This window comes from Bacteroides sp. AF25-38AC (assembly GCF_003602995.1).
In the GTDB taxonomy this organism is placed as follows: domain Bacteria; phylum Bacteroidota; class Bacteroidia; order Bacteroidales; family Bacteroidaceae; genus Bacteroides; species Bacteroides uniformis.
In genome coordinates, this window is record NZ_QTMD01000011.1 from 1 (window position 1) to 20,928 (window position 20,928).

At 44.4% G+C, this 20,928-nt stretch carries 13 protein-coding genes; 9 read left to right on the forward strand and 4 right to left on the reverse strand.

Annotation, left to right across the window (positions count from 1 at the left end; translation table 11 throughout):
* The 8 genes from DWY55_RS09295 to DWY55_RS09335 all read left to right on the forward strand — a co-directional run.
* Positions 1-3,275, forward strand: a 3,275-nt coding sequence (locus DWY55_RS09295; protein WP_243633646.1) for a hypothetical protein, incomplete at its 5' end; no start/stop codon positions are given.
* 90 nt (positions 3,276-3,365) lie between these two features.
* Positions 3,366-3,707 (forward strand): hypothetical protein, encoded by a 342-nt coding sequence (locus tag DWY55_RS09300; RefSeq protein ID WP_005825747.1) that lies wholly within the window; start codon positions 3,366-3,368, stop codon positions 3,705-3,707.
* A 164-nt stretch (positions 3,708-3,871) separates the two neighbouring features.
* Positions 3,872-4,999, forward strand: coding sequence for an AAA family ATPase (locus DWY55_RS09305; RefSeq protein WP_117879226.1), 1,128 nt, complete (start codon positions 3,872-3,874; stop codon positions 4,997-4,999).
* A gap of 289 nt (positions 5,000-5,288) precedes the next feature.
* Positions 5,289-5,525 (forward strand): HEPN domain-containing protein, encoded by a 237-nt coding sequence (locus tag DWY55_RS09310; RefSeq protein ID WP_243633647.1) that lies wholly within the window; start codon positions 5,289-5,291, stop codon positions 5,523-5,525.
* Between the two features lie 22 nt (positions 5,526-5,547).
* On the forward strand, positions 5,548-5,847 hold the full coding sequence (locus DWY55_RS09315) for a nucleotidyltransferase domain-containing protein (protein ID WP_117879227.1): 300 nt from the start codon (positions 5,548-5,550) through the stop codon (positions 5,845-5,847).
* Positions 5,848-6,135: 288 nt separating this feature from the next.
* The gene (locus tag DWY55_RS09320) at positions 6,136-7,089 is read left to right on the forward strand and encodes a tyrosine-type recombinase/integrase (protein ID WP_120178067.1); all 954 of its coding nucleotides are present in this window, start codon (positions 6,136-6,138) and stop codon (positions 7,087-7,089) included.
* Between the two features lie 436 nt (positions 7,090-7,525).
* Positions 7,526-10,735 carry a hypothetical protein gene (locus DWY55_RS09330; protein ID WP_117879229.1) on the forward strand — a complete coding sequence of 1,070 codons (3,210 nt, stop codon included), beginning with the start codon at positions 7,526-7,528 and terminating at the stop codon, positions 10,733-10,735.
* Between the two features lie 98 nt (positions 10,736-10,833).
* Entirely contained in the window at positions 10,834-11,172 is a 339-nt protein-coding gene (locus DWY55_RS09335) for a hypothetical protein (protein WP_005825841.1), read from the forward strand.
* A gap of 175 nt (positions 11,173-11,347) precedes the next feature.
* Here the strand turns inward: DWY55_RS09335 and DWY55_RS09340 are convergent, their stop codons facing one another.
* The gene (locus tag DWY55_RS09340) at positions 11,348-11,971 is read right to left on the reverse strand and encodes an HU family DNA-binding protein (protein WP_005825839.1); all 624 of its coding nucleotides are present in this window, start codon (positions 11,969-11,971) and stop codon (positions 11,348-11,350) included.
* 400 nt (positions 11,972-12,371) lie between these two features.
* Here DWY55_RS09340 and DWY55_RS09345 point away from each other — a divergent pair, with 400 nt between their 5' ends.
* Positions 12,372-14,462, forward strand: a complete 2,091-nt coding sequence (locus tag DWY55_RS09345; RefSeq protein WP_117879230.1) for a BT4734/BF3469 family protein — start codon at positions 12,372-12,374, stop codon at positions 14,460-14,462.
* On the opposite strand, the gene DWY55_RS09350 is transcribed toward DWY55_RS09345, so the two are convergent.
* The 3 genes from DWY55_RS09350 to DWY55_RS22315 form a co-directional block, all read right to left on the reverse strand.
* Positions 14,459-14,920, reverse strand: a complete 462-nt coding sequence (locus DWY55_RS09350) for a low molecular weight protein-tyrosine-phosphatase (RefSeq protein WP_005833576.1) — start codon at positions 14,918-14,920, stop codon at positions 14,459-14,461. The two genes, DWY55_RS09345 and DWY55_RS09350, sit on opposite strands and share 4 nt — an antisense overlap.
* Positions 14,921-14,941: 21 nt before the next feature.
* Entirely contained in the window at positions 14,942-17,407 is a 2,466-nt protein-coding gene (gene priA / locus DWY55_RS09355; protein WP_117879228.1) for a primosomal protein N', read from the reverse strand.
* Between the two features lie 444 nt (positions 17,408-17,851).
* Entirely contained in the window at positions 17,852-20,887 is a 3,036-nt protein-coding gene (locus DWY55_RS22315) for a PL29 family lyase N-terminal domain-containing protein (protein WP_243633648.1), read from the reverse strand.
* Between the last annotated feature and the right edge of the window lie 41 nt (positions 20,888-20,928).

The following is a 20,928-nucleotide window of genomic DNA, read 5'->3' on the forward strand; positions in this document are numbered from 1 at the left end:
CCTTAATGGTGGGCACTGCAGGAACGTTCACGTCTTGTAAGGACTATGATGACGACATCAAGGACTTGCAAGGACAACTGGACAAAAAAGCTTCACTTGATGACCTAAATGCAAAAGTTGCTACTTTGCAGACAGCCGTAGATGAAGCCAAAACTGCCGCAAACGAAGCCAAAGCCAAAGCTCAGGAAGCTCTGGATAAGGCTGGTTCAAGCGAAGGTGGAGTATCTGAAGCTGATTTAGAGAAATTACAAGATGCTTTGGAAAAAGAAATGGAAAAACTGGCATCTTTAGAGGTTGTTGACACTAAGATCAAAGAACTGAAGGAGAGTCTGGCAAGTGAGTTTATTTCTGAAGCTGATTTGAAGAAATTGGCTACAGATGTCGAAACTCTGAGTGTTAAAGTTATGGCTTTGATTGGTCACCGATTGACCAGCCTTACGCTGATTCCAACTACGCACATCAACGGCATTCCTTCAATTGAACTGCTGACACTGACGTATACACCGCAGGTTTTTGCTGCCAAGAACTATGCTGACCACGAAGCAGACCCGTCTAAGCACACTGATCGCCCGGTTTTGGACCACACTGCTGTAAAGGGCGCCAAGGCACTCAGCATTTCTACCGAAAAGAATGAGGTAAGCTACAAGATTAGCCCGAGCATCGGTGTAATGAAAGAAGATGTTAAGCTTCCTATGTTTGAATGCTTTACCTCTCAGAACGTAACGAAGGCTGCTCCTGAACTTTCTCAGAACAAGCCTCTCGAAGTTGTAGACTACGATGTAAAAGACGGTGTAATGACTGTTCTTTATAAGAAGAATGCAGATTATGTAGGCAAGAGCATCGGCACAACCGGTAGCGCTCACGGTGATGGTAAACTTGAAAAGTTCTGGATGGCTTCTCTGAAGACTCCTATTGCTGACAAGAACCTGACAGATGCTGAGAAAGAGGCTGGTAAAGATGTATTTGTAAATTCTGAATACAGCCGTATCGAAGAATCTACTGTATATCCTTATTTGGCTAACAAGAAGATTGACTTCACGAAGAACTTCACGACTGATTTTGCAGACGAAATGCAGGATGGTAAATACGTTCACTATCATGACTCCCTCTGCTTGTATAAATCAGGCAACGAACAATTGGTTGATGTTAAGCAGTCATATGACAGCCCACTCGACTTGAGAACACTGGTTACTGTATGCTATACTTATACTGACAAACAACACGCTTCTCACAAGGAATTGACGAACTACGCCGACTATGGTCTGGAATTCCGTTTCTCTTTGGCAAAAGCCAAGTATCTGCAAGGTGACCGTAAGACAGACGAGCAGGAATTCGGTCGTATCTTGTCTGATGGTTATACGCTGAAGTCTGAAGTTTACGACGTAGAGTTGGGAGATACAGAATATTCCAAGACTTCCATCGGTCGCGAACCTATCATTCGTGCTGAATTGTGGGACAAGAATAATGGTAACATGATTGCTGTACGTTACATCAAGATTCGTTGGATTGGTGAAAAGGATCAAACGATTGCTGCTATTACATTCCCGAACGATACTGTAACTTGCAAAGATATGTTCCAGCAGTTGTTCTCTAAGGAAATGAACGAGAAGATCTATCATATGGTTAAGTTCGACGGTGGTCAGAGTATGAGTAAGACTCAGTTCCACAGCATCTATACAGATATGGAGATTCTTGAACTGAGAAAAGACGGCAAGAAGGTAGATTTGTCTAAATTAGATGTTTCTAAGGTGGCTACTGACTGGAAAGAAGGTTCTGACAAAGTTGGCAAAGACGGTAAGGAAGCGATTGAAAACAATAAAGACCTTGTATTTGCCTTATTGCAGGATGCTGAAGACAATACATCTTACAACTTAGTTTGGGCTATGAACCCGAAGACTGTTGGTACATTGGCTTACAATGCTGCAAACAAGACTTATGCTTCTACATTTGAAATTGATGTTAAGTACGTTGACGGAAAAGGTTTGAATGGTGATATCAAGCAGACATTCAAACAGACAATCGTTGTTCCTGCACAGAAGTTTGCATACCAAGGTACATTCTGGAAGAATGGTAAGGGCGAAGGTGTCTTCAATGTGAATCCGATTGTTTACACTACTGCAAATGACGGTGGAACACAGAAAGACCCGCATGTATATCCGGGTATTACTGACGGTTGTGCGCTGAAAGACTATAGCCACATCGAAGCTGACTTGGTTAATGGCTTCGTATACGAACCGACCAAAGAAAAACCGGCCAACTTGGCTCAATTCATCCAGTATATTCGTGAGTGTGCAGAGGTTAAGTTTATCTTTGACGAAACACGCATGAAAGACTTGACTACTTATCCGCATTTGAAAGACTTTGTCACAAGCGATGACAAAACTCAATTGTGGTATAAGACTGAAGGGACAGCAGAAGACAAAGACAAGAGTGACAACAACAACATCGGTAGAACGGATGCAGATATTATGGATTACAAACAATCTAATGATTTGGCTGCCACTATCAATAACCTGATGGGTGCTGATGCTACAGAAAACAAGAAGAACTTGCCTTGGAATTATGATGAAACATTAGGTAATAGCGTAAATGAATGCTCCAGTATCATCCGTCTCCACGAAAAAGATAACTTGAACGGTACTGATGCCGCCCTTAAGTTGATTGGCAAGGAGGTTCCTGTACAGTTAGTTGTTGCATACAATGAATACAATGTCATTCCGGTTCAGGAATTCAAAGTACACTTCATCAACCCGTTGACTATCGACGGTTCTATCAGCGACAACTTCGTTGATGCTGAAATTGACGGTAGCTTCTTGAGCGTTGCCAAGAACTTCACATTCACTGACTGGAATAATAAGCCGGTAGCTGCTGCTGTAGCTGACAAGGCCACTGGTGATGAAGTTTATGCACATGCTTTGTATGACTACTATGCTGTGCGTGAAGTTAAGTTCTTGACTGATAAGACCACTACCAGCTTGGCTTGGAATGCTGCAACCAGCACTTATGAGCATAAGGAGGGTACTACTGACGGTAAATTGCCGACCAATGCTTCATTGAAGATGATGAACTGGGATGAGACAAAAGCTAAGTCTACTGCTACAGAAGCCAAAGCTGACCCGACTCACTTGGCATACTTCAACAACCATGGTACTCCGGTTAACGTTGACTACAACATGTTCCTGACTGTAAATGTCAACTACAAATGGGGTGTATTGAGCAAGGATAACCTGAAAGTCATCGTTAAGAAGGCTGCCGGTACACCGAGTGCCAAATAATTAAGAAGAGATTCTTGATATAATTTAATAAAAGGGACGTCCTCTTGCAGGGCGTCCTTTTTTTCAATCTTTCATTTATAAATATCAGATATGAAGAAAATACTATTCATTTTGACTGTGTCAGTTTCACTCATCTGCTTTTCTTCATGTAAGAAGTCAGCAGCTACACATCCTTTTCCAGGCAAATTCGTTACTGAAACCGGTATCCAATTCGACCTTCGAGCCGACTCCACCACCCTGATTCAATATGATGATTCCAGTTCGTACGAGGGTACATGGAAAGTCTATAATCAAGGAGATACACTAAAGTATGCCACTATTGAGTTTGCCGGTTACTTTAACTATTATTATCTGCGTAATGGTAAACTCTATCGCAATGAACATAATATGATACGTCAAGCTCTTGGTGAAGAAATTGAATATCAAGATTAAAACAGAAAATGGCTATTACTATTCCTCTATTCTTTGGATGAGGAAAAGAATAGCCATTTCATATGATAGTCAACCACACATTTCCAATAATAATCGTTTTATGATTATCATCTTATGATTATCGTGATATTTTCCTTATATTTGCGTGTAAACTCAATAATCATATGAAAAATCCATTTGTTACGAACGGCTATGTATCACCGGAATATTTCTGTGACAGAGAGAAAGAAACGGCTAAAATTGTCTCACTTTTGACGAATGAGAACAACATTGCATTGATTTCCCCACGCAGATTAGGCAAAACAGACTTGCTGCGGCATTGTTTTGGACAGCCGGAAATCAAGGAGCATTACCACACTTTCATCATCGATATTTATGCCACAAGCTCTGTACGCGATTTTGTGAATGTTTTCGGCAAGGCTGTACTGGATGAACTACGTCCAAAAGGAAAATCCGTATGGGGTACCTTCTTGAATGTACTGGCCTCCCTTCGTTCCGAAATAACATTCGACATGAATGGACAGCCTACCTGGGGAATCGGTCTGGGAGCTATAACTAATCCCTCTGCAACATTGGATGAGATATTCTCCTATCTGAATAATGCCGGGAAGCCTTGCCTAATCGCCATTGATGAATTCCAGCAAATAACCAAATATGCAGACGATCCCAACATAGAAGCGGCACTACGGACACATATACAACGCTGTTCCAATGCCCACTTTGTCTTCTCCGGGTCCCATAGGCATCTGATGGGGGCAATGTTTACTTCTCCGGCACGTCCATTCTACCAATCAGTCACATTGATAAACCTGCCTCCCATTTCTGTTGATAAATACGTGGAGTTCTGTCTTAAGCACTTTGAACGGGCAAGCAAACGCTTGGATACATTAGTGGTAACAGAGCTATATGAGCGCTTCAATGGTATAACTTCGTATATGCAGAAGGTTATGAACATTTTATTTTCCATGACCGGAACTGGAGAAATATGTATTCCCTCAATGATAGATACTGCCATTAACGACCTTCTGGACTTTTCTGCTGACACCTATGATGCCTTATTATATCAGATGCCCGAAAAGCAGCGTATTGTATTTATGGCAATTGCGGCAGAAGGGAAAGCCAAGGCTATCTCGAGCGGTGACTTTGTACGTAAATACAAGTTACAATCTGCCAGTTCTGTCTCTTCAGCTGTAAAAGGACTACTGGAAAAAGACTTTATTACGTATGATAAAGGCATTTATCAGGTATATGATCAGTTCTTCCAACTTTGGTTGCAAAGGAATAAGCTTTAATGGTTTCTTTCTTGAATCTTATATTCATTCTATAAACAATTTAGAAATGAGTAGAAATGCAGCAGGCTTTGCAAAATATAATTATAAGACTAAAGTAAATACCTTCAATATGGTTCCAACGGATAAAATGTTGTAGCAAATCATTGTTGCTTGAAGGATAATAACCATCTTTGTTCTAAAGACTCGAAATATGGATAGTAAAGTAACCTTATTGGATTGAGATGTCAGATTATGATTTGGAAACAGCGAATGCAATGCTGCTTACAGGCCGTTATCTCTATGTCGGTTCATGTGCCATCAAACAATAGAGAAAATTCTCAAAGCATATTGGACTAATTGCTTAATGGAAGTTCCTCTAAAGATACATTCACTATCCAGACTTGCGGAGAGAACGGGATTGGACAAGCAATTGTCGGAGGAGCAGTTAGACTTTATAGACAAGCTTGAACCTCTTAATATAGAAGCCCGTTACCCCTCTTATAAAGAAAGATTGATGAAGAGCTTAAATACTGTGCTGAACTTTTGAGCCAAACTAAAGAGTTGCAATTATGGATAAAGAACAAGCTATAAACCTTGCCAAACGCTATAAGGAAATGGTAGCGGAGAAGTTATCATTAAAGGCCCTTTATCTTTATGGTTCGTACAGTAAAGGAAATTATAGAGCAGACAGCGATATAGATATTGCTGTGATAGTAGAACGCCTGGATGACGATTATTTTAAAGATACTCCTCTATTGTGGAAACTTAGACGCAAGATAAGTAACCTTATAGAGCCAGTCCTACTTACAGAAGATATGGACAATCCTCTTTATTGTGATATTAGAAAAACTGGAATTCTAATACAATGAAGTCTTGTTTATCACATGCCATCTATTTCTATAATTTATATTCTTTTTTACTTCCAACGCATATTCTTCTCCTAAATCTTCGTACCATACCAAGTACTGCGAAATACATACCTGAGCGTTTTTCTCTTACTTATTCCCTTCTTCATCCAATCCCTATCATGACTTAAACATTTTTCTCTTGCAGCAATAATCACTTGATATTGCAAAAAATGAGGAATATGAAATCATTGTATTTGCAGCTATAATTGTATATACTTGTAAGGTAAACCTTTTATAAATAAATTGGAAATGAATAGAAATGAAATTACCTTACAAGAGATGTTCTCCTCAGTCATCGGGGAACTCCGGGAAAGCGGCAGGTGGGGGACGGCACACATCTACCAGTCAGCGGTGAATGCATTCTCGGCATTCACCAAATGGCAACCGATGCCCATGCGCAAGCTGAGCCCGACCGTACTGAAGAGATTCGAAAACTACCTCAGGCAGAGGAACTGCAGTTGGAACACCGTATCCACCTACATCAAGACGGTACGCTCGGTGTATAACCGGGCAGTGGACCGAAAGTACATACGGTATGTACCCAGACTGTTCGAGCATGTATATACCGGCACACGGGCGGACAGGAAGAAGGCGCTCGAGGCATCCGACATCAGCAGCCTGGTAAGGGAGACGGAAAGGAGCCTGCAAAGAGGGACGCTCCCAAACACACAGCAGAGAACAAGGATTTTCTTCGTACTCATGTTCATGCTCAGGGGCATACCCTTCGTGGACCTGGCGTACCTGCACAAAAGGGACCTGCAGGGGAATGTGCTGTCTTACAGAAGGCGGAAGACGGGACGGGCGCTGACCGTGTCACTCACACCCGAAGCCATGCAGATGGTCAGGATGGTGGCGAACAGGAATCCCGATTCCCCCTATCTGTTTCCCATTCTGCAGAGCGAGGAAGGTACGGAAGCAGCATACCGGGAATACCAGTCGGCACTCAGGGGATTCAACCAGCGGCTGGCAGTACTCAGGCAGTGCCTGGGAATGCAGTCGGCACTCAGCACCTATGCAGCCAGACACACCTGGGCCACAATGGCTTACCATTGCGAGATACACCCCGGAATCATATCGGAAGCCATGGGGCACTCCTCCATCACGGTGACGGAAACCTATCTGAAGCCTTTCAGCAACAGAAAGATTGACGAGGCCAACCAGAGGGTAATTTCTTTTGTAAGAAGCGGAGCGTGTACAGTATAAAAGACGTTACTTCTTTTGATAGGATAGAATAGATTTGTTGCGCATTTTCCGGAGTCTTCAAAATGAGTTTTGAGGAACGGAATGGTGTTGTCTTTACGGAGCTCCCATTGGTGCTATCAATGGACTGTCATTCAACCTTTTGAACTGAAAAATACATACTTTCATTCTTTGAGAGCCTCATTTCATCCCTTTCCCACTGTCATCTTTCTGGACTTCCAATCCTCTTTCCAATATCCCAACGGACTGTTTTTTACTATTCCAAACAAAACCGGTCTATTTTCTCCTTATTCCCTGATTATTAACGAAATTAACAAGATTTCATTACCTGCGAAGTAACGGAAAAAATCACATGACAGACAGCTATGTGGAAGGGATTCGAAATGAGAGATTATTCACTTTTTATTTTTTTAAATTTATAAATTTAAAGTTTTCAATTATGAACAAGAAGTTTCTAAGTGTGACCCTGTTCAGTGCCTTGATGTTGGGTACTGCAGGTACGTTCACGTCTTGTAAGGATTATGATGATGACATCAAGGACTTGCAGGAACAACTGGACAAGAAAGCTTCACTTGATGACCTGAATGCAAAAGTTACTACGTTGCAGACGGCTGTAGATGAAGCCAAAAGTGCCGCAAACGAGGCCAAGAACAAAGCTCAGGAAGCTTTGGACAAGGCTAATTCGACAGAAGGCGGAGTATCCGAGGCAGATTTGACTGCTTTGAAGAAAGAACTGGAAAAGCAAATTGAGAAGTTGGCTTCTTTGGAGGCAGTTGAGACTAAAATCAACGACTTGAAAGAAGAATTGGAAGGCGGCTTTGTTACAGACGAAAAACTAAAAGACTTGGCTGCTGAGGTTGATGCATTGAGCGCTCAAGTTATGTCTATTATCGGACATCGTTTGACTAGTCTGGCTGTAATTCCTACAAGTCATATCAATGGTATTGCAGCTATTACATTGACTACTCTACAGTATACTCCACAAGAGTACAAGGCAATGGCAAAACATGCAGACGGTCCTCAAACTGACAAAGATTCTGAAGGTACGTTTACAGCACATTCCAAAACTCCTGTACTTGACCACGTTAATAAAGCTGGTGCCAAGCCGTACACAGTGTCTACAGACAAAAATGAGGCTTACTTCCACGTTAGCCCCAATATGGGTGTACGTACAGAGGATATTTATATGCCTTCTTTCGATTGCATCAAATCTGAAAACATCCTCACCAAAGCTGGCGCAACGATTTCCGAGAATTCTCCTATCCAGCCTACTGACTATAAGATAAAAGACAATGTATTGACAGTACAATTCAAGAAGACTGTTGCCGAATCCATCAATGAAGCAGGCGGTCATGCAAGTGGAAAAGAAACTTTCTACATGGCTTCTCTAAAGGCTCCTATTGCTAAAGAAAACCTGACTGCTGATGAAGCTAAAGCTCTTAAGGAAAATGGTACTCAGGTTTATGTGAACTCTGAATATGTTCGTCTGCACGAAACAAAGGTGGCTCCCTACATTGCTAATGCACGTACGATGTACAACGGAAATATGGGTGGTGATTTTGCTGACGAAGTTCAGACTGATGGTGAAGGTAGATTCTATGTGCACTATCACGACTCTATTTGTGCATATGAGTCACAGGCTAACGACATGATTGACGTTTATGCACAGTATAACAAGGTACTCGACTTGAAAAAATTAGTGGAGGTTTGCACAACAGAGATTGATGCTACAGATCACAAAAAACATGCTGAATTGGAGAAATACAAAGACTATGGTCTAACATTCCGTTTCTACAAAGCTACTGGAGAATATTTTACTTTGGGTGGCCCTGAGGGTAATAGTAACAAGACCGACCAGCAAAAATTCGCAGAAATCGATTCTCCTATGAATGGTCACATGACTTCAAAAGTCTATAGCCTTGACGGTGTATCTGCCACTGCAGTAGGCCGCGAACCGTTGGTACGTGTAGAGTTGGTGGATACTGTAAACAATGCTTTGGTAGCTATGCGTTACATCAAGGTGAAATGGGTGAAAGAAGAAGGTATGCGTGAGATTGGCTTCACATACGATGACACCATGTTCAAATGTGGTAATTTCGCAGACAAGATTGGCACTGTAGCCATGAACGAAGTTATCTACAACGGTGCAAAAGAGGGTGGTATGACCAAGCAGGAATTCCACGCCGTTTACACTGATGCCGGTTTCGACGCACAAGATGGAGTAGATTATGGTAAGGTTAAACTTATTAAGAATACAGAAGACGGAGTTGAATCTTATAACATTGAGTGGACTTTGACTCACGCTGACATCGTGAAGAAATATCCGGTATGGAAAAATCACGAAGATATGGTATTCACTAAGACATTCTTCTGGAAAGATCCGACAAAGGCATATCCTACTTTGAAAATTACATTGACACGTACTATCTACAAACCTACATTCGGTGGATATGGATATGACAATCGTTATTGGAAGAAAAACACCAATAACACTGTATTCAATGTGAACCCGGTAGTTTATGGTGCCGTGGAATGGAATCCTGCATGGAATGAAACCACTGGACACATATTGACTGGCGATAAGACTAACAATAATCCGACCGTAAATATCTACACTGACTTAGTGAACGGTTTCTTGAACAAAGACGGCGTGAAACCTGCTACTGGTGCATGGGAATACCTGTACTTCCAGGATAAGAACGTTGCGAATGTGAAGAATCCTTATTCTCCTACATTTGAATTGCTAGGTGTACGTTTTGAATTCGATGCTGAAAAGTTGGCTGGTAGAACTTATAAGTACTTTGATGTTGCCAGCAAGACATTCAAGGATGGTGCTGTTACATTGAGTACTGACAACACAAAATTGTACATTGCAGGTGAATTGGCTGCAACAATTGACAATTATAAGGACAACCTCTGTACAAATGCAAATAATCCTCTGAAAGGTCACAAGACTTATAACATCAAATTGCAAGAAGCTGATCCGGATGCAAAATCCAATTTCGGAGAAAACACCAAACCGACAGAAGCTGCCAAAGCTTTGGTAGGTCAGATTGTTCCTATCAAGTTGGTTGCAGACCTTTGCTATGGTGATGCAACTCCGGGACATCCGGCTGCTCATACTGAAGTTATCAAGGCTTATGATGCCAACATCATTGAACCGATGACTATCACAGTGAATAAGGAAGAAGGAGAAGTAACTGATGCTGTTGTTAACGGTAGCTCTGTAGATGTAACAGGTGCTTATACTTACACTTGCTGGAATGCAGACGAAAACGGTAATTTCTACACTGCTTCTGAGGCTCCCAATGCAACAGCTCTGCAAAAAGAACTGTTCAAATTCTACGAATGTACTCCGAGCAACTGGATGACTGATCAAGTTAAGACTAACCTGAAACTGGTAGACGGCAATTTGCAGCCTGTGGCTGGTTACAAGGAAGGTAGCCTTCCTGCCAACACAACTGTAGTTTACAACGTAGATGCAACAACTGGTAAGGAAACACTGACTTACTACAACCACAGTGGTACTCCTGTAAACTGGGATTATGAAATCTATGTTCCTATCAAGTTCGGTTATAAGTGGAAGACTTTCACTCAGGAATTCAAAATCCACGTAAATGAAAATGCCGGTACTCCCGCAGGAAGATAAGAGACAACTCTGAAAAGAGATGCCAATAAAGTAAACAGACAAGAGAGAGTGCTTCATCCGATTGAAGCACTCTTTTTTATAATATAACAACTAAAAATATGAAACAAACAGTCATTATAGGAATATTGTTGGGAATACTGCTACTAACCGGATGTGACAACAACGAAAAAGAACATGATTTTGTCGGTATATTTACTACTGCCAACGGCATAAAGTTTGAGCTTCGTCCAGATTCTACATCAATCATAACTTTCAAAGATTCTATGATTTACGAAAGTTCTTGGAAAATAAGCAAAGATCGTAACAATGAAACCTATGCCAACATAGAGTTTGCTGGTTATCAGAATTATTATTATTTGAAAAATGGTAAGCTTTATCGCAGTATACGCGAAATGAACCATGATGCCTTAGGTGAAGAGGTGAAGTATCTAGAATGATTTCCGCGCCTCTCATCACTCTCTAGATTTTTTTTCTCCCTACTTTGCTTCCACACTTCCACCCATCTCCTGCATCCCCCTATCCATCGGCATTTACCCCGCTGTGGAAGCAACCAAAAAAGGTGGAAGCAAATTTTGCTTCCACCTACTCAAAACGCTATAGTTTTACCGTAACCTACTCGTCTCTACCATAATACCCCGTGCAAGGTACATAAATCGGTTGGTTGAGTTTTCCTGCATTCTCGAGTTTGCCTTCGCTGCGAAGCAGGCGAATATGAAGCTGTGCAGTAGAGCGCATCATTCCGCAGAGGCTCTGAAAATCACTGCGTGTAAGGAACTGATGCGTAGAGAAGTAGCTCGTCAGCCGCCTGTCAATCTCCTTGTCACTCAGCTTTTGGGAATGCTCATTCAGCCCCAGCGGTTTAGCTTTGATAGCGCCTATCTCATTCTTCAGCACCTGGTCGGCACGAAACTTGATGCCCTTCAGCTTAATCTTGGTGGTTTTACGTTTGGTCGCGGCAGTCACCGGCTCCGTGCTCGTCAGTACGGGATAAAAATAGCCGATACCGTCCAGATGTACCTGCCGCCCCTCGGCGAGGTCTTCCCCCATGACGTGCGACAAGGCATCCAGTACCGCCGAGACATCAGTCTCCGTCAACGAGCTGCGTTCCTGAATTCTGCGACGCAGTTCGTCGGTAGTGGTAGAGCCGTTCAAGCGGATGCGCGGATGAAGTATCTTTTCTTCCCGCTGTTTGTCTTTAGGTTCTGGGAGCTCATACCAATCGAATAAAATTGCCATAGTTCAATGTCTTTTAAGTTGTTGTACAATACGTTCGCGCCCTATGCGGAATAGGTGCGGGTTACGTACTTCATCCGTAAAAGCTTTGGGAAGAGAAACGCCTAACGGCCATGAACAGCTCTGCTTACAGTCGTCAAGCGATTGCTTCATGACCGTAAGCAGAGCTGTTCATGGTCGTTAGGCGTCATCTATTCCCTATACAAAAGTAGACAAACAAAGGGAGAAAAGCAAAGGAATGCCTATGTTTTAAAAAAGAAATCCAAAGGTTTCCGACACCACGCTGTATAGTTTGTGGAAGCAGGCATTTATTTAATAATTATTCTGCTGAATACTTGTTTTCCGCCTCCTGATGTCGTATCTTTACGAGAATTATATTTACCCAAACAAGCTGACAAACAGAATGAAAATTACCTTGATTAGAGCAGAAAAAGAGAGCGGAAAGGAAGCCCTCAGCACCCTGGAAGCGGATGCACTGATTAAAAAACTGAAAACCGAAACCAAAGCCGGACATGTATCGACCCTCCGGGCCATCCTTCCTCAACTGGAGGGTACTTGCGCCCAATACGAACATATAGACAAACTGCCACGCATCTACCCTGCCGTGGAATATAGCCGTACACAAGAGGGAGAACGGCGGATGAAGAACTATAACGGACTCGTACAACTGGAAGTAAACCGTCTGTCGGGCATTGCCGAAGCGGAATATGTAAAGCAACAAGCCGCCCTGCTGCCACAGACCTTTGCCGCTTTCTGCGGTTCCAGCGGACGGAGTGCCAAGATATGGGTATTGTTTGCCCTGCCCGACGGCACAACGCCGAAGCGGGAGAGCGATGCCACCTTGTTTCATGCCCACGCCTACCGTATGGCGGTGAAGTGCTACCAGCCCTTACTGCCGTTTGCCATTACATTGAAAGAACCTTCCCTTACCCAGAGTTGCCGCATGACTCTGGACGGATATCCATACTACAATCCTGCCGCTGTACCTTTCTGCCTGGAACAGCCCCTCGGCATGCCCGAGGAAGAGAACTTCCGGCAACGAAAACTCGCAGAAAAGAATCCGCTGTTGCGGCTGCATCCGGACAGTAAAGCCTCGGACACCTTCGCCATACTCTTCGAATCAGCCCTTGACCGTGCATTCCGCGAATTGGACGGCTGGAAACGGGAGGGGGATTTACGGATACTGCTGGTGCCTCTGGCCGAACATTGTTTCAAGGCAGGCATCCCCGAAGAGGAAGTAGTCCGCCAGACATTGATGCACTATTACCGGGAAGCGGATGAATTCATTGTTCGTCAAACGATTCATAACCTATATCAAGAGCTTAAAGGCTTCGGGAAAAAGAGCAGTCTGACGCAAGAGCAGGAGAGCGTTTTCCGGCTGGAAGAGTTTATGGGCCGCCGGTATGAGTTCCGCTACAACACCGTTCTGGATGATTTGGAATACCGTCAGCGCGACTCCGTCCATTTCTATTTCAAGCCTGCTGACCAGCGTGCCCGCAGTACGGTCTCCATGAATGCCCTGAAGGAGGGTATCCGCGTATGGGACCGCGACATCAACCGTTTCCTTACTTCAGACTACGTGCCACTCTATAATCCCGTCGAAGAATACCTTTACGATACCGGCCGCTGGGACGGGAAAGACCGCATCCGGGCGTTGGCCGATCTCGTCCCGTGCCACAATCCTCATTGGCGGGAGTTGTTCTACCGCTGGTTCCTGGGCATGGTGGCACACTGGCGTGGAATGGACCGGCAACACGGAAACAATACTTCTCCTCTGCTTGTCGGTTCCCAAGGGTTCCGGAAATCCACCTTTTGCCGCATTTTGCTGCCACCGGAGCTGCGTTTCGGCTATACGGACAGCATCGACTTCAAGAGTAGGCAGGAAGCGGAGCGCAGCCTGGGACGCTTTCTGCTCGTCAACATCGATGAGTTCGATCAAATCAACATCAACCAGCAGGGCTTCCTGAAGCATCTGCTGCAGAAACCGGTTGCCAACCTGCGCAAACCCTACGGCAGCACCATCCGTGAGATGCGGCGGTATGCCTCCTTCATCGGCACCAGCAACCAGAAGGACTTGCTGTCCGACCCCAGTGGCAGCCGCCGTTTCATCTGCATTGAGGTCACCGGCCCCATCGATACAAATGTCACCATCAACTACCGCCAGCTCTATGCACAAGCTCTGAATGCCGTAGCCAAAGGTGAGCGCTACTGGCTGGATGATGCCGATGAAGCCATCTTGAAGCGGACGAACCGGGAATTTGAACAGCTCACCCCACTGGAACAACTCTTTCACAGCCATTTCCGTGCGGCAGAAGAGGATGAAGAGGGGCAATGGATGATGCCCATGCAGATTCTTTCCGCTTTACAGACAAAGACGCGTGACCGTCTGGCAATCAACAAGGTTGCCGTATTCGGGCGGACGCTCAAGAAGCTTGAAATACCGAACAAGAAGTCAAGGCAGGGGACACTGTATCATGTAATGCCGCTGGATTAAATGCTCTGCAGTAACCCCGCACAAGCATCTTCCAGAATGTCCAGCACATACTCAAAACCTTCGGAACCGCCGTAGTAGGGGTCCGGTACATGGTCGGCATGGGTAAACTTTGTACAGTATTCCGTCATGCGGTGTATCTTGCTCCATTCGGCGGTTGAAGGGGCACGATCTTTCAGGTCGTCGATGTTGCGGTCGTCCATACCGATAATCAGGTCGAAGTTGTAAAAATCCTCGGTACGTACGGGTCGCGAAAGATGCGTCAGATTGTATCCACGGCGGGCAGCATGGGCACGCATCCGGCTGTCCGGCAGTTCGCCCTGGTGATAGGACAGAATGCCTGCAGAATCGATTAAAAACTCATCCGCACGTCCGGCTTCTTCTATCAGATGTTTCATGACTCCCTCTGCCGAGGAGGAACGGCAAATGTTGCCGAGGCAAACGAAAAGTATCTTCTTCATATTTCTTTAGTTACGAGTTATTTACATCGGGTCTACATCATAATACACTATCAGCGACTTGAAGCGGTCTTCCGCCACCATCTCCTTTTGCACCTGGACGAGCAGCTCGCGGGCACGTGCCATTGGGGCATTGGTTTCTATCTTCAAGACAATCTTTCGGATGAACAGGGTCTGTACGCGTGCTACGGGCGGCTTGTCCGGTCCCAGCACACGGTTGCCAAAGACGGTGCGGAGCTTGGCGGCCATAGTCTGTGCCATGAGGTCGAGCAGGGTCTCGTTCCGGTTCTTCAGGTAGACATACACCAGGCGGTAGTAGGGCGGGTAGTGGAACATCTGGCGTTCGGCAAGCTGCCCGCCTACCATGGCTTCGTAGTCGTTGGCAATGACTTGCGGGATGATGGGATGGTCGATGCTTTTGGTTTGTAGCACCACCCTGCCGCGCTTGTTCTTCCGTCCGGCGCGTCCGGCAACCTGCGCCATCAGCTGGAAGGCGCGCTCGTAGGCGCGGAAGTCGGGATAGTTCAGCATGGTGTCGGCATTGAGTATGCCCACAATGCTGACGTGGTCGAAGTCCAGACCCTTGGACACCATTTGCGTGCCTATCAGGATGTCCGTCTTGCCTTGCTGGAAATCGGAGATGATGCGCTCGTAGGCGGTACGGGTGCGGGTGGTGTCCAAGTCCATACGGGCTACGCGGGCGTCGGGGAAGAGGGCTTTGATGTCATCTTCTATTTTTTCCGTGCCGAAGCCGCGGTTGCGCAGGTCAGTGCCCTCGCAGGCGGGGCAGATGCGGGGCAGTTGGTAGGTGTAGCCACAGTAGTGGCAGGTCAGTTGGTTCAGCCCCTTATGGTAGGTGAGGCTGACGTCGCAGTTCTTGCACTTGGGTACCCAGCCGCAGGTGTTGCACTCTATCATGGGGGCGAAGCCGCGGCGGTTCTGGAAGAGGATGACTTGTTCTTTTTGTTCCAGCGCCTCGCGGATATATTGTAGGAGCAGTGGGGAGAACGGACCGTTCATCTTCTTCTTGCGGTGCAGCTCCTTGATGTCTACGGGGATAATCTCCGGCAGTTGTATCTCTTTATAGCGTTCTTTCAGTTCCACAAGGCCATACTTGCCGGATGTGGCATTGTGCCAAGTCTCTACAGAAGGGGTTGCCGTACCCAACAGAGTTTTGGCGCCGTACATGGAGGCGAGTACAATGGCTGCATTGCGGGCATGATAGCGGGGGGCGGGGTCTTGCTGCTTGTAAGTGTTTTCGTGCTCCTCGTCCACAATCACAAGACCGAGGTTGCGGAAAGGAAGGAAAACGGAGGAGCGGACGCCGAGAATAATGTCATAGTCTGCTTCCGACAGCTGCTTCTGCCAGATTTCCACCCGTTCGGCATCGGGGAACTTGGAGTGATAGATGCCCAGTCGGGAGCCGAATACGCGTTGCAGGCGCTCTGTGATTTGTGCAGTGAGAGCTATTTCGGGCAGGAGATAGAGCACCTGCTTTCCTTGCCGGATGGTTTCTTCTATCAGATGAATATAGACTTCGGTCTTGCCGCTTGCCGTGACACCATGTAGCAGGCAGACGTTCTTGCTTTGAAAATTCTCTAAGATGGAGTGATAAGCGCGTTGCTGGTGCTCGTTCAGCGGGTTGACGGGGATGACTTCTTTGAGGAGTGCTTTGTCTATGCGACCTATTTCCTGCTGGTAGACTTCGAATACACCACGGTCCACAAGACCGTTGAATACGGCAGGGGTGGCAGAGGTACGTTGCAGCAGTTCGGCTTTGGAGACTTCTTTTATAGCTCGTCCGCTGAGGTAACCGGAGAGTTCCAGGTACTTCATCAGCAGGTCCAGTTGCTTGGGGGCACGGCGCTGCAATTCGTCGAAGAAGATGTGTAGGCGGTGTTCGTTGCGGGCGGCGGCGGTGAGGCGTACGCGGGTTTCGGTCTTGGGCTTATAGGTACGGCGCAGTTCTTCCTTTACGAAGATGGCCTCTTTGTCGAGCAGTGACTTGATGACAGAAAGTATGTTCTTGATGCCGGTCTCTTTCTCCAGTTTCGTCACGCATTGCTCCGGGTCGGCAGAGAGCATATCCAGTATCTTCTGTTCCTTCTCCGGCAGGCAGACATCGGATTCGAAATCGGGGTTGTACTCTACGATTGTTTCGCTTTCCAGCTTCAAGCCAGAGGGTAAGGCAGCTTTGTAGACGTCTCCTTGCGTGCAGAGATAGTAATCGGAGAGCCATTCCCAGAACTTGAACTGCCGCGGAAGCAGTATCGGGCGGGCATCCAGCAAAGCGGACACTTCCTTTACTTCGTATTCGGTGGGGGCGCAATAATGCACGTTGCGCACGATGGCTGTATAGTATTTCTTCCGTCCGAATGGTACTACCACCCGGCAACCAATCTGCACTTCATCCGCCCACTCGTCGGGCAGGGAATAGGTGAAGCAGCTGTGCAAAGGCAAAGGCAATATGACGTCGGCAAATTTTTTCATCGTGGGGACAAAGATAGTGGAAAGTGGAGGGAGAATGAAATGAACGGGGTCATTTTTTATGCTGAGGAGAGGAGGAGGCTGTTGTGGATTTGGATGAAGATAAGGGAGAGGTATTGCAGATTTTATGGGTAGGATGGGTGTAGAAGTATGGGGAAACTGGCATCAGTGTTTTATAAAATTTGTTCGATGTATTAAAATAAGAATGAGTGAGTTGCAGTAAAACTATAGCGTTTTGAGTAGGTGGAAGCAAAATTTGCTTCCACCTTTGGAGGATGCTTCCACAGCGGGGCAAATGCCGATGGATAGAGGGATGCAGGAGGTGGGTGGAAGTGTGGAAGCAAAGTGAGGAGAAAAAAGTTTCTAGAAAAAAAGGAGGATGTTCTATGGGAACATCCTCCTTTTGATTTTATAATTGTCTATTCAGACAATTTTCTACTACTCAGATTATCTAGTAGCTTGTTTACGTGTGATAGTTACGTTGTATGCATACTCACTAGTACCCCAGTCGTGAACGAACTGCAGAACCACATTTACTGTATGAGTAAACTCAGTACCTGTCGGGAGTGCAATACAAGTCAGCTTACCAGTTGTAGGATCTACCTTGAAGTATTCATCTTTGTCTGTTCCGTTAGACATAATGTAGCGGAGACCAGTTTTAACAGACTTCTTGTACAAAGCAGCACGAGCAGTGACTTCTTCGGCATTGAATGTAGTTCCATTGAATTTAACAACTGTCTCACCTGCATAGTCTTTCAATATCAGATTCTTCCAGAAGTCTTCAGCCTTAGTCTTAGTGCCAGCTACAGAATTTTCAATCAATTGCTTCAAAGTAATTTCTGTATCCTTGGCCAAGTTCGGATCGTTGAATGCTTTCAGTGCAGCACCACCGGTGAAATCTGCTATCGGACGAGCTACAGTCCATAATTCTTCTGCATCAGGTTTACGGTTCTTGTCAGTATCATCGTAACCATTTGCATCATAAATATCAACTTTCAGATTACCAACCTTCTTGATATCAATAGGAGCAGTGAATGCTATTCTCCATTCGCCATTTGATTCTTCAACAACTAATTGCTTCTTCTTCATCAAATCTTGTACAAATGCATTCTGCTTATCTTTATTCAATTCGAATACAGCTTTAGCATCAGCAGGAGTTACATCATACATGTGAGCGAAGTTTTCAGACTTAATACCGAAGTTGCCGTTAGCAGCATCACTCCAGTCACCAATGATTGTACGTGCTTCGTATGCTTTCTTGATAGAAACTGCAAATGTGCGATTTACAGAAACTTTATTCAGAGTCAACATGAAGTATTTTCTATCATATTCATTGCCAACTGCATAAGGAGCATTATCTTTCCAAGTACCATTCCAAACACTATTGGAGTTAGCTGTAGGTGATACATAAAGAGTCGTCTCTGCCAATTCTACCTTTGGCCCTACAACCAGGAATAAAGAGTCTTTGTCTGCATTATCACCACCGTTTCTGTAGTACAAGTAGATATCTTTTGCATTAACCTTCAAGTTGTCAGAATTCAAGGCAGAACCAACCGCGTCGTTCTTCATGTATGCCCGACCTTCTGTCTTAGAAAGCATCTTGTATTCTTTTGCTTTCGCATCATATACATAAAGTGGCAACAGATGATTTCTGTCTTCTACATTGTTACCGGCAACAATATCACGTCCACCGATTTCAGATTCAAACTTACGAACATTCAATGCAATAACAGTTGCCTTACTAGCATTGTAGTTCATTGACAGATTGCCTTCATTCGGAATCAATTCGATGGAATTATATGTATATGGATCTTCAGCCTTACGAATAGCTTGAATAGGGAATGTATTTTCAAATACATAGTCAGCAACACCTTCAACTTGTGACTTCACAGTCGTTGTAAGTTTTATTGCTGCATATTCGTTAATGGCAGATGCCTGATATTGTTCTTTTACAGAAAGGATACCATCGTTGATTTGGAAGATACCTTGTTTAGATTGTATTTCCTTGCCATTCAAAATGAATTTAGTGTTATTTGGCAATAACTCAAATTTCTGAGTATACTCAAGACCTATTTCAGACAATTCCGGGGTACCGGATACGTTAGACATATAAGCATTTATAGAGTCATTCAAATTATAAGATTCATTATAAGTAAATGAATTTTTCTCGGAATGCATATCATAAGCACCAGGTAAACCAAAAGGCCAGTTGCTGTCATTTCTATGAGAATGTGCTGCAAAAATCCAATTTGTATTAGCCCAACTTGATTTAACACTGAAATAATCAGAAGAAGAAGTGTATTGCTTATACATGGTAACATCCAAAGAAGACATATACATTTGTCCGTCTACAATGTTTTCCTTAGCAATCATCTTCACTGACAGAATACCATTATTCAATTCAGGAGTTCCTTGCACGCTCCAAACCGGAATATCAACAGCACGTGTTTTATAAGAATCTGAGAAGAAGTATTCAGCATCTGTTTGACTATATTGATTAGGCCAAACTTTAAATTCAGCGACACCAGGTATGGCGGCAAACAATTTGTTTTCTTTGGCTGCTTCATCATAAGAATAGAGTTGATAAGCATTAACATCTGCTTTTTCCCCAAGAGCGGTTACAACACCTACCAGACGGAAAGGTTCTTGAGTATTATCCGGATCGAGTCTTGAATCATTAATCCAGTTTTTGTAACTCTCATCCTCTCTGGTTGCCTTTCTGTATTCCCACTTACCAGGGTCATCAGTCTTTTCGAACCAATCATAAACATCTAATTTAGCCACCTCAGAGCCACCAACAGTTGAATTATCCGCATAGGGTTTTCTGAAAGCAATGCTCTGTAAACCGTTGAAAGCAGAACCTTCCATTAACAAAGTATATGACTGACCGCCAATAGTAACTTGCATGGTTCCATCTTTTTCATTGTAGATCATTGAAGGAACGTTAGCATTGTATTTGAATGAAGTCTTATACTCTCCAATGCAGATATAACCCTCTTCGTCTACCTTCACGTAGTTTCCGATAGCTTCTTCAACATTAGCTTCTGAGCCTGCAGCCTTGATTTTCTCACCTGCGTCATTCAATACATACTCATAGGTTGCACCTTCATCTACGCTAATCATCCAGTAGTTCTCAGCATCTACCTTGAACTTCGGAACAATTGTAGCCCCGGTTTCACCCTTCGGGCCTTGAATACCCTGAAGTCCTTGCTCACCTTTTTCGCCTTGAGCACCATTCTTGATAGTTAAAGTTTCGCCACCGGTAAAAGTCAGTAAATAACCACCCTCAACAGGAGCATAACTTTCGATGAATTTCTTGCCATTGATTGCAGCAAGGATGTCATCAATCTGTTTTTTGTTTGCATCGATCTGCTCCTGCAAGCCATCGATGTCATCATCATAGTCCTTACAAGAAACAAATGTACTTGTGGAGCCAACCATTAAAGCTCCAAACAAGATTGCACTTAGAAACTTTTTGTTCATAATTGAAAACTTTAAATTTATAAATTTAAAAAAATAAAAAG

Coding starts and splice junctions, on each gene's coding strand:
- DWY55_RS22315 (WP_243633648.1), bottom strand. CDS start 20,887: ATGAACAAAAAGTTTCTAAGTGCAATCTTGTTTGGAGCTTTAATGGTT.
- DWY55_RS09330 (WP_117879229.1), top strand. CDS start 7,526: ATGAACAAGAAGTTTCTAAGTGTGACCCTGTTCAGTGCCTTGATGTTG.
- DWY55_RS09310 (WP_243633647.1), top strand. CDS start 5,289: ATGTGCCATCAAACAATAGAGAAAATTCTCAAAGCATATTGGACTAAT.
- priA (WP_117879228.1), bottom strand. CDS start 17,407: ATGAAAAAATTTGCCGACGTCATATTGCCTTTGCCTTTGCACAGCTGC.
- DWY55_RS09315 (WP_117879227.1), top strand. CDS start 5,548: ATGGATAAAGAACAAGCTATAAACCTTGCCAAACGCTATAAGGAAATG.
- DWY55_RS09320 (WP_120178067.1), top strand. CDS start 6,136: ATGAATAGAAATGAAATTACCTTACAAGAGATGTTCTCCTCAGTCATC.
- DWY55_RS09350 (WP_005833576.1), bottom strand. CDS start 14,920: ATGAAGAAGATACTTTTCGTTTGCCTCGGCAACATTTGCCGTTCCTCC.
- DWY55_RS09340 (WP_005825839.1), bottom strand. CDS start 11,971: ATGGCAATTTTATTCGATTGGTATGAGCTCCCAGAACCTAAAGACAAA.
- DWY55_RS09345 (WP_117879230.1), top strand. CDS start 12,372: ATGAAAATTACCTTGATTAGAGCAGAAAAAGAGAGCGGAAAGGAAGCC.
- DWY55_RS09335 (WP_005825841.1), top strand. CDS start 10,834: ATGAAACAAACAGTCATTATAGGAATATTGTTGGGAATACTGCTACTA.
- DWY55_RS09300 (WP_005825747.1), top strand. CDS start 3,366: ATGAAGAAAATACTATTCATTTTGACTGTGTCAGTTTCACTCATCTGC.
- DWY55_RS09305 (WP_117879226.1), top strand. CDS start 3,872: ATGAAAAATCCATTTGTTACGAACGGCTATGTATCACCGGAATATTTC.